This window comes from Streptomyces coryli, from assembly GCF_011044975.1.
Taxonomy (GTDB): Bacteria; Actinomycetota; Actinomycetes; order Streptomycetales; family Streptomycetaceae; genus Streptomyces; species Streptomyces coryli.
This window is the reverse complement of sequence record NZ_JAAKZV010000289.1, coordinates 1-9321: the sequence shown is the minus strand read 5'-3', so window position 1 is coordinate 9321 and position 9321 is coordinate 1. Positions and strand designations below refer to the sequence as shown.

General features: G+C 72.9%; 9 protein-coding genes. 7 read left to right on the top strand and 2 right to left on the bottom strand.

The features are described 5' to 3' along the window. The 3 genes from G5C51_RS36555 to G5C51_RS36545 all read left to right on the top strand — a co-directional run. Positions 1–1382, top strand: a 1382-nt coding sequence (locus tag G5C51_RS36555; protein ID WP_338118435.1) for a ubiquitin-like domain-containing protein, incomplete at its 5' end; no start/stop codon positions are given. Next, entirely contained in the window at positions 1379–2254 is an 876-nt protein-coding gene (gene rsmA / locus G5C51_RS36550) for a 16S rRNA (adenine(1518)-N(6)/adenine(1519)-N(6))-dimethyltransferase RsmA (protein ID WP_165244273.1), read from the top strand. The genes G5C51_RS36555 and rsmA, both read left to right, overlap by 4 nt. A 64-nt stretch (positions 2255–2318) precedes the next feature. Further along, a complete protein-coding gene (locus G5C51_RS36545; RefSeq protein WP_165244271.1) occupies positions 2319–4043 on the top strand; it encodes a dolichyl-phosphate-mannose--protein mannosyltransferase in 1725 nt (574 codons plus the stop codon). A gap of 12 nt (positions 4044–4055) precedes the next feature. On the opposite strand, the gene G5C51_RS36540 is transcribed toward G5C51_RS36545, so the two are convergent. Then, positions 4056–4610 carry an isochorismatase family protein gene (locus G5C51_RS36540; protein WP_165244269.1) on the bottom strand — a complete coding sequence of 185 codons (555 nt, stop codon included), beginning with the start codon at positions 4608–4610 and terminating at the stop codon, positions 4056–4058. A gap of 152 nt (positions 4611–4762) precedes the next feature. Here G5C51_RS36540 and G5C51_RS36535 point away from each other — a divergent pair, with 152 nt between their 5' ends. The 4 genes from G5C51_RS36535 to G5C51_RS36520 all read left to right on the top strand — a co-directional run bounded on the left by G5C51_RS36535 (position 4763) and on the right by G5C51_RS36520 (position 8893). Beyond that, on the top strand, positions 4763–5506 hold the full coding sequence (locus tag G5C51_RS36535) for a type 1 glutamine amidotransferase (protein WP_165244267.1): 744 nt from the start codon (positions 4763–4765) through the stop codon (positions 5504–5506). Between the two features lie 230 nt (positions 5507–5736). Further along, positions 5737–7464 carry a penicillin-binding transpeptidase domain-containing protein gene (locus G5C51_RS36530; RefSeq protein WP_240930173.1) on the top strand — a complete coding sequence of 576 codons (1728 nt, stop codon included), beginning with the start codon at positions 5737–5739 and terminating at the stop codon, positions 7462–7464. Between the two features lie 83 nt (positions 7465–7547). Then, a complete protein-coding gene (locus G5C51_RS36525) occupies positions 7548–8045 on the top strand; it encodes a YbaK/EbsC family protein (protein WP_165244265.1) in 498 nt (165 codons plus the stop codon). Then, complete coding sequence (locus tag G5C51_RS36520; RefSeq protein ID WP_165244263.1) at positions 8042–8893, top strand: EamA family transporter; 852 nt, start codon at positions 8042–8044, stop codon at positions 8891–8893. The genes G5C51_RS36525 and G5C51_RS36520 overlap by 4 nt, the downstream gene beginning before the upstream one ends. An 11-nt stretch (positions 8894–8904) precedes the next feature. Here G5C51_RS36520 and G5C51_RS36515 read toward each other — a convergent pair. Beyond that, on the bottom strand, positions 8905–9321 hold a 417-nt coding region (locus tag G5C51_RS36515), incomplete at its 5' end, for an SDR family oxidoreductase (protein ID WP_165244261.1).

Here is a 9321-nt window from a genome sequence, read left to right as displayed (position 1 = left end):
CTGCCCCCGCCCCCCACCGGGGGCAGGCGTCCCGCATGGCGGGACGGGTGGGCCCGGACGTTTCCGGCGGCCGCCTGATCAAGCCCGCACCGAGCGCCACGCCCGCGCCCGATCGCCAGGCCGAACCCGCGCTGCGCGCAGCTGCCGCGCCCGATCGCCAGGCCGAACCCGCCCCGCGCGCAGCGACCGCACCCCGCCGCAAGCTCTACCGCGTCCCCGCCGCCACCGCGGCGCAGGCCTCGGACCCCGTCCGCCCGGCGCGGGCACCGCGCAGGGTCTCCGTCATCTCCCGCGGCGGCAGCCTCACCCGGCTGCTCCCCCAAGCGCTCATCGTGACGTTTCTCGCCGGCGGCACCTCCGCCTTCGTCGTCAACGACAAGACCGTCACCCTCAGCGTCGACGGCGAAAGCACCCGCACCCTCCACACCTTCGCCGACGATGTCGGCGACCTCCTCGAGGCCGAAGGCATCCGCACCGGGAGCCACGACCGCGTCTATCCCTCCCCGCAGGCGGCCCTCACCGACGGCGCCAGGATCGACGTCCGCCGCGCCCGCCCCGTCGACGTCACCATCGACGGCGAGCGCCGCCGGCTGTGGACCACCGCCCGCTCCGTCGACGCCACCCTCCGCGCCCTCGGCATCGACGGCGCCCGCGCAAAGGTCGCCAGCTCCCGCGGCGACACCCGCCGCGAGCTGTCCCTCGACGTCCGTACGGAACGCACCGTCACCGTCCTGGCCGACGGCCACCACAACACCGTCCGGACCACCGCCGCCACCGTCCGCGACGCCCTCGCCGCCGCCGGCATCGAGCTCGGCGAGCACGACGCCGCCTCCGCGCCGCTCGACAGCTTTCCCCGCGAGGGGCAGGCGATCAAGGTGATGCGGATCGAGCAGCGCAAGCAGGTCCGCAAGGAGGCGATCGGCTACCGCACCATCAGCCGCCCCGACGCGTCCCTCTACCGCGGCACCACGGTCGTCTCCCGCCCGGGCCGCGAGGGCGTCCGCGAGGTCACGTATCGCGTCCGCACCGTCAACGGCGCCCGGCAGCGCCCGGTCCGCACGAAAGCCGAGGTGCTGCGCCCCGCGCAGCCCCGCGTCGTGCGCGTCGGCACCAAGGCGCAGCCGGAGGGCGTCAAGGGAGCCGACCACCTCGACTGGAAGGCGCTCGCCCGCTGCGAGTCCGGCGGCCGGGCGAGCGCGGTGGACGCGACCGGGCAGCACGGCGGGCTGTACCAGTTCGACACCGGGACCTGGCAGGGCCTCGGCGGTGCCGGGCGGCCGCAGGAGGCGTCGGCCGCGGAGCAGACCTACCGCGCGAAGAAGCTCTACGTGCAACGGGGAGCGGCGCCGTGGCCTGCGTGCGGCCGTAACCTGTACAGGTGAGCGACACCGCAGACACCGCAGGCGCCGAGGGCCATCTCCTCGGACCGGCCGACATCAGGGAGCTGGCCGCGGCGCTGGGGGTCCGCCCCACCAAGCAGCGCGGCCAGAACTTCGTCATCGACGCCAACACGGTGCGCCGCATCGTGCGCACGGCCGGAGTCCGGCCGGACGACGTCGTGGTGGAGATCGGGCCCGGGCTCGGCTCGCTGACCCTCGCGCTGATCGAGGCGGCGGACCGGGTGATCGCGGTGGAGATCGACGATGTGCTGGCCGCCGCCCTCCCGGCGACGGTCAGCGCGCGGCTCCCGGACCGCGCGGACCGCTTCGCGCTGGTGCACTCCGACGCGATGCGGGTCACCGAGCTGCCGGGCCCGGCGCCGACGGCGATGGTGGCGAACCTGCCGTACAACGTGGCGGTCCCGGTGCTGCTGCACATGCTGGCCACCTTCCCGACCATCGAGCGCACCCTGGTCATGGTGCAGGCGGAGGTCGCGGACCGGCTCGCCGCGGCGCCGGGCAACAAGGTGTACGGCGTCCCGTCCGTGAAAGCTGCCTGGTACGCGGACGTGAAGCGGGCCGGTTCGATCGGCCGCAATGTCTTCTGGCCGGCCCCGAACGTCGACTCAGGACTCGTCTCCCTGGTCCGCCGCGACCCGCCGAAGACGCACGCCACCCGCGAGCAGGTCTTCGCGGTCGTCGACGCCGCCTTCGCGCAGCGCCGCAAGACGCTGCGCTCGGCGCTGTCCCGCTGGGCGGGCTCCCCCGCGGCGGCCGAGGAGGCGCTCGTGGCGGCGGGAGTGTCGCCGCAGGCGCGCGGCGAGGGGCTGACGGTGGAGGACTTCGCCCGTATCGCGGAGAACGGCCCGCACTGACCCCGTGCACCCCGCCGCCGATCCCGCGGAACCCCACCCCTCAGCGCGCGGATCGCAACCTAGGATGGCGAGGGTGAGCAGCGACACCGCGACAGAGCCCAAGCCGCGTCAGGCCGACGCGAGCCAGCCCTGGCGGCGCCGCCTGCGCGGCTTCGGCTATGCCGCCCGCCCGCAGCCGTCGGTCACCGAGCGCCTGGTCCCGCCGTATCCCGAGCCGTCGGGGCGGGTCTGGGCTGCGCTGGGAGTCGGCCCCGCACGGGCGGAGAAGCTCAGCCGCGCCTCGGGCTGGCTGGGCCCGATCCTGGTCGCGCTCTTCGCCGGGCTGATGCGCTTCTGGCATCTCGGGCAGCCGCGCGCGGTGATATTCGACGAGACGTATTACGCCAAGGACGCCTGGTCGCTGCTGAAGTTCGGCTACGAGGGCAACTGGCCCAAGAACGCCAACGACAAGATCCTCGACATCCCGCAGCAGATCCCGCTCAGCCACGAGGCGTCGTACGTCGTCCACCCGCCGGTCGGCAAGTGGATGATCGCCGTCGGCGAGTGGATGTTCGGCCTGAACCCCTTCGGCTGGCGCTTCGCCATGGCCGTGCTCGGCACGCTGTCGGTGCTGATGCTCTGCCGCATCGGCCGCCGGCTCTTCCGCTCCACGCTGCTCGGCTGCCTGGCGGGCGGGCTGATGGCGGTGGACGGCCTGCACTTCGTGATGAGCCGGGCCGCGCTGCTCGACCTGGTGGTCATGTTCTGGGTGCTGGCGGCCTTCGGCTGCCTGCTGATCGACCGCGACAAGGTGCGGGAGCGGCTGGCCGCCGCGCTGCCCAGATCACCGGACGACGGGCGGGTGCGGCCGGACGCGGACGTGGCGCAGCGGCTGGGTCTCGGGTGGCGTCCCTGGCGGCTGGCCGCCGGGGTGTGCCTGGGTCTTGCCTGCGCCACGAAGTGGAACGGCCTGTACATCCTGGCCGCCTTCGGCCTGCTGACGGTCCTGTGGGACGTCGGCGCCCGGCGTACGGCGGGCGCGGGCCAGGCGTACCGGACGGTGCTGCGGCGCGATGCAGGACCCGCCTTCCTCTCGCTGGTACCGGTGGCCGTGGTCGTCTATGTGGCGTCCTGGGCGGGCTGGTTCGCCAGCGGCAACGGCTACTTCCGCAACTGGGCGGACGGTCGCTCCACGTCGTACGGCTGGATCCCGGGCCCACTGCGCAGCCTGTGGCACTACCACTCGCAGGTCTACGACTTCCACGTCGGCCTGACCTCAGGCCACACGTACCAGTCGAACCCCTGGAGCTGGCTGATCCTCGGCCGCCCGGTCTCGTACTTCTGGGACGACCCGAAGCCCGGCACGGACGGCTGCGCGTCGGACGCCTCCCAGAACTGCGCCCGCGAGGTCCTCGCCCTCGGCACCCCGCTCCTGTGGTGGCTGGCCTGCGCGGCCCTCGTCTACGCCGTGTGGCGCTGGGCGCTGCGCCGCGACTGGCGCGCGGGCGCGATCGTGTGCGGCGTGGCGGCGGGCTGGGTCCCCTGGCTGATGTACCAGGAACGGACGATCTTCTACTTCTACGCGGTGGTGTTCGTCCCGTTCCTCTGTCTGGCAGTGGCCATGCTGTTGGCGGCGATCGCCGGCCCACCCTCCGCTACGGAACGCCGCCGGACGCTCGGCGTGGTGATGGCGGGCGTCCTGGTCCTGCTGATCGTCTGGAACTTCATCTACTTCTTCCCGATCTACACGGGCCAGACGATCCCGCGCGAGGCATGGCAGGCGCGGATGTGGCTCGGGAGCTGGGTCTAGCCGCGCGCTGTCTCAGCTCTTCAGCTCCACGTCCCTGGCCGTCGCCGTGCCCGCGGTGCGGCCGGGGGCGGTCTGGTAGGTCCAGTAGAGGTTGGTGTGGACGATGATCTCGGCGGCCGGCGGAGCGCCGTACGCGGTCAGGTCGCCGGTGGTGTGGGCGTCACTGACCAGCGTGACGTCGTAGCCGCGGACGAGGGCGCCGTGCAGGGTCGAGCGGATGCACTGGTCGGTCGCGGCGCCCGCGACGACCAGGCGCCCGGCACCGAGGGCGGCGAGGACCGGCTCCAGGCCGGAGTCGTCGAAGCTGTCGGGGTAGACCTTGTCCACGCGCGGCTCGGACTCCACCGGGGCCAGCGGGGGCGCGAGCTGCCACGGCTCCGAGTCCTTCGCGCGACCGTCACCGTGGTCCTGGATCCAGACGACGGGGGCTCCCGCTGCGCGCGCCCGCTCCACCAACAGCGCGATGTTCCCCACCACCGCCTCGCGGTCGTGCATGCCCGCCAGCACACCGTTCTGCGCGTCGATGACCAGGACCACCGTATTCGGCCGGTTCTCCAGCGTCGTCATTGATCTCCCCATCCCCTCGGCGAGGCGTGATCCTTCTACGGAACCGCGCCGGCGGCAATGTCCGGGTGAACGAGCGGAGTGCGGGCGCCGTTTACGGTGGTGGGTCGCAGGGTGGTCCGCCCTGGTCCGTGCAGCAGCGAGGAGTTCGTTCCATGTCCGCCCGTACCGTCCTGATCCTGCAGCACGTCGAGGTCGAGAAGCCCGGCCTCATTCTGGACGCGCTGGACGGCAGCGGGGTGGCGGTGGAGGTCCGGAATCTGCTGGCGGGGGCGCCCGGGGAGCTGCCGGCGGCCGCGGATCTTGCCGGGCTCGTGATCATGGGTGGGCCGATGAATGCCGATGACCTCACCGGCCACCCCGAGCTGAAGCTGGAGCGCGATCTGGCGGCGGACGCGCTGCGCGCCGGGACGCCGACGCTCGGGGTGTGCCTGGGTGCCCAAGTGCTCGCCCGTGCGCAGGGCCTGGCCGTACGGGCGGGCGCGGAGCTCGGGCACGGCGCCGAGATCGGCTGGGCGCCGCTGCGGGATGTCGACCGGGACGACCCGGTGGTCGGGCCGCTCGCGGAGGCGCCCGCCGTGCTGCACTGGCATGGCGATCGCATCGTGGCAGGGCCGGACACCCGCGTCCTCGCCCGTACGGACACCACGCCGGTCCAGGCGTTCCGGGCGGGGCCGGCCGCCTGGGGGCTGCAGTTCCACCTGGAGGTCACGCCCGCGCTGCTGGACGACTGGCTCGCGGAGCCGTCCTTCGCCGCCGAGGCGGCCGAGGCCCTGGGCGCGGGCGCCGCGGAGCGGCTGCGTGCCGACGCCCGCCGGGCCGAAGCCGCGCTCCGGCCGCTCGCCGGGCGGAGCCTCGGCGCCTTCCGTGAGCTGGTCCTGGAGCGCGCCGGGACGTGACGGATCCATGCCCTCGCGGCGGAACCACTGACTCCCCTTTTCCGTCCTTAGTCCCCAGGGCGACACAGCAGTCCCCCAGGGTGGCTCGGGTCGCGCGCCGCGGTTGACGGGATCCGTAACCTCACGTCCCGGTTTCCCGTTGCCCCGGCGGCGAGGCCGATGTCACCCGCGTGCCTTAGGGTGCGTGCTGCGGGGCGTCGGACAGGTGTGGGGCGAGGGAGCGTAAGCACATGCTGGAAGGCCAGAATCCGTCGGGTGGCGGGTCGCATGCGGCGGCCCGCGAAGGCATGCCCGCCAAGACGAAGGCCGTCGTCATCGGCGTCGCGTGCGCGGCCGTCATCGGGGCGGCCGGCTTCGCGGCGTACAGCCTCACCGGCTCCGACGGCGGCGACAGCGGCAGCGGCAGCACCGCGGCCGGCTCGGACGAGGGCGACAAGCCGAAGGTGAAGACCGGACCGCCGAGCGCCAAGGAGGTCCGTACGACGGCGAACGCCTTCCTGACCGCCTGGGCCAAGGGCGACCCGGCCAAGGCCGCGAAGCTCACCGACGCGCCCACCGAGGCGCTCGCCGCCCTGAAGAGCTACCGCACCGACGCCCATGTGGCGAAGGTCGCCGCGCAGCCCGGCGCCCGCAGCGGCACCAAGGTTCCGTACGCCGTCAGCGCCCAGGTCGACTACAAGGGCAAGCAGTCCCCGTGGAAGTACTCCACCGCCCTCGAGGTGGCGCGGGACAAGAAGACCGGCGAGCCGAAGGTGACCTGGCAGCCCACGGTGCTGCACCCGAAGCTCGGCGAGGGCGAGAAGCTGATGACCGGCGAGGCCGAGAAGGCCCCGATCAAGGCCGTCGACCGCGACGGCAAGCCGCTCGACCCGAAGGCCTTCCCGTCGCTCGGCGCCGTCGTGGACAGCCTGCGCGACAAGTACGGCGACAAGGCCGGCGGCACCGCGGGCATCGAGACCTGGGTGGAGCCGTCCGCCGAGGAGAAGAAGGACGACGCGAAGGCCGTCGCCCCCGAGACCTTGCTGGTGCTCTCCAAGGGCACCCCGGGCACGCTGAAGACCACCATCGACTCGGCGGTGCAGAAGACCACGGAGGCGGCCGTCGCCAAGACCGCCAAGGCCTCGATGGTCGTCATCAAGCCGAGCACCGGCGAGATCCTCGGCGTCGCCAACAAGCCCGGCGGGGGCTTCAACAGCGCGCTGCAGGGCTCGATGGCCCCGGGCTCCACGATGAAGGTCATCACCGCCTCGATGCTCATCGAGAAGGACCTGGCGCACAGCACGGAGACGCACCCGTGCCCGAAGTACAAGGAGTACGGCGGCTGGAAGTTCCAGAACGTCGAGGAGTTCGAGCTGCCCAAGGACGCCACCTTCGCGCAGTCCTTCGCCAACTCCTGCAACACCGCCTTCATCTCCATGGCCGAGAAGCTGAAGAACGACGACCTGACGAAGCAGGCGCGGGACGTCTTCGGCATCGGGCTCAACTGGCAGACCGGCGTCTCGTCCTTCGACGGCCGGGTCCCGGTGCAGGCGGACGCCCAGATGGCCGCCTCGCTGATCGGCCAGGGCGGCGTGCGGATGAACCCGCTGAACATGGCCTCGGTCTCCGCCACCATCAAGGACGGCACCTTCAAGCAGCCGTATCTGATCGCGCCGTCACTGGACAAGCGGACCCTGGCCAAGGCGCCGCGGCAGATGTCGGCCGCGACGCTCGGCGAGATGCGCGGGCTGATGAAGCAGGTCGCGCAGTGGGGCACGGGCGCGAAGGCCATGTCCGGGCTTGGCGGGACGGTCGGGGCCAAGACGGGATCGGCCGAGGTCGACGGGCAGAAGAAGCCGAACGCGTGGTTCACGGCGTACCGGAACGACATCGCGGCCGCCGCCGTGGTGCCGGAGAGCGGGCACGGCGGGGACTTCGCCGGGCCGCTGGTGAAGCAGGTGCTGGCGGCGCACGGCTGAGCTTCCGGCTGAGGTCCCGGCTGAGCTCTCGGCGGTCCTAACCCAGTCGCTTGGGGCGTACACGTACCGGTAGCGTCTGGGCCATGACCAGTCCAGCTGCCGCTCACCCCCTCTTCGCCGCCGCGCTCGCCGAGCTCGGTGTCGAGGTCGAAGTCCGCCGCTTTCCCGCGGCGACCAGGACCGCAGCGCAGGCCGCCGAGGCCGTCGGCTGCGAGCTCAGCCAGATCGTGAAGTCGCTGATCTTCGCGGCCGACGGAGAGCCGGTGCTCGTCCTCATGGACGGCTCCTCGCGCGTCGACACCGAGCGGGTACGGGCCGAGCTCGGCGCCGAGCGCGTCGGGCGGGCGGATGCCGCGGTCGTACGGGAGACCACCGGCTATGCGATCGGCGGCGTGCCGCCCTTCGGGCACCGGACCCGCACCCGGGTGCTCGCCGACCGCGGCCTGCTCGACCACGACGTGGTGTGGGCGGCGGCCGGCGACCCGCACACCGTCTTCCCGATGGAGCCGAAGACGCTGATCGCGCACGCGGGTGGCAGCGTGGTGGACGTGCGCGAGGTCCGCGAGGCGCCCTCTTCGTGACCCCGCTCGTCATAGCCGCGGTGCTCGCCGCGGCGGTCACCCACGCGTCGTGGAACGCGATCGCGCACGGGATCAAGGACCAGCTGCTCGCCTTCACGCTGATCTGCACCGGGGGCGGGGTGTGCGGGGTGGCGCTGCTGGCTTTTTCGCCGCTGCCGGATGGGGCGGCGTTGCCGTATCTGATCGCGTCGGCGGCGATCCATGTGGGGTACATGACGCTGCTGATGGCGTCCTTCCGGCTGGGTGACTTCGGGCAGTCGTATCCCATCGCGCGGGGCTCGGCGCCGCTGCTGGTGACGGTGTTGGCGGCGGTCTTCGTCGGCGAGCGCCTGGACGGCTGGCAGATCGCGGGCGTCGCGGTCGCCTCCGCCGGGCTGATGGGCGTCGCGGTGTGGGGCTTCTGGGACACGGGCCGGCGCCCGCACTGGCCGGCGATCCTCGCGGCGCTCGGCACGGGGGCGACCATCGCGGCGTACACGGTCGTCGACGGGGTGGGGGTGCGCGCGTCGGACACCGCGGCCGGTTATACGGGCTCGCTGCTGGCGCTGCAGGGCTTCGCGATCCCCGCGTACGCGCTGGCCACCCGGCGCGGGACGCTGCTGGCGCAGCTGCGGCCGGTCGCCTGGCGCGGGCTGCTGGGCGGGGTGCTGTCCGTCTCCGCGTACGGGCTGGTGCTCTGGGCGCAGACCCAGGCGGAACTGGCGCCGATCGCGGCGCTGCGGGAGTCGAGCATCATCGTGGGGGCGGCGATCGGGGCGGTGTTCTTCAAGGAGCGGTTCGGGGCGCCGCGGATTGCTGCGGCGGGGTTGATGGTGGTGGGGATCGGGTTGATGTTGCATGCGGGGTGAGGTGTGCGCATTCAGTTCTGGTCTCTGCCGCGGTCTCTGCGGGTCCAGCCGAGGTTGCTGATGGTGAGCCCGCCGTCGACCGGGAGGGTGACGCCGGTGATCCAGGCGGCGTCGGCGGAGGCCAGGAAGGCGACGGCGGCGGCTACGTCGTCGGGCTCGCCGATGCGGCCGAGGGGGTAGGCGTCGCGGGCCATGGCTGCGAGGTCGGCTTCCCTGCCGTCCCAGTTGCGGGTACGGACCGTGCCGGGGGCGACGAGGTTGACGCGTACGCCGCGCTCGCCCGCCTCGACGGCGAGGGTGCGAGTGAGGCTGCCGAGGGCGGCCTTCGCGGCGCTGTAGGCGTGACTGCCGAGGCCGGTGAGGCCGTTGACGGAGCCGATGTTGACGACCGCACCGCGATGGCCTTCGGCGGCGGCGAGGTGGGGGAG

Coding starts and splice junctions, on each gene's coding strand:
- G5C51_RS36540 (WP_165244269.1), bottom strand. CDS start 4,610: ATGACGACGCTGGAGAACCGGCCGAATACGGTGGTCCTGGTCATCGAC.
- G5C51_RS36535 (WP_165244267.1), top strand. CDS start 4,763: ATGTCCGCCCGTACCGTCCTGATCCTGCAGCACGTCGAGGTCGAGAAG.
- G5C51_RS36545 (WP_165244271.1), top strand. CDS start 2,319: ATGGCGAGGGTGAGCAGCGACACCGCGACAGAGCCCAAGCCGCGTCAG.
- G5C51_RS36525 (WP_165244265.1), top strand. CDS start 7,548: ATGACCAGTCCAGCTGCCGCTCACCCCCTCTTCGCCGCCGCGCTCGCC.
- G5C51_RS36530 (WP_240930173.1), top strand. CDS start 5,737: ATGCTGGAAGGCCAGAATCCGTCGGGTGGCGGGTCGCATGCGGCGGCC.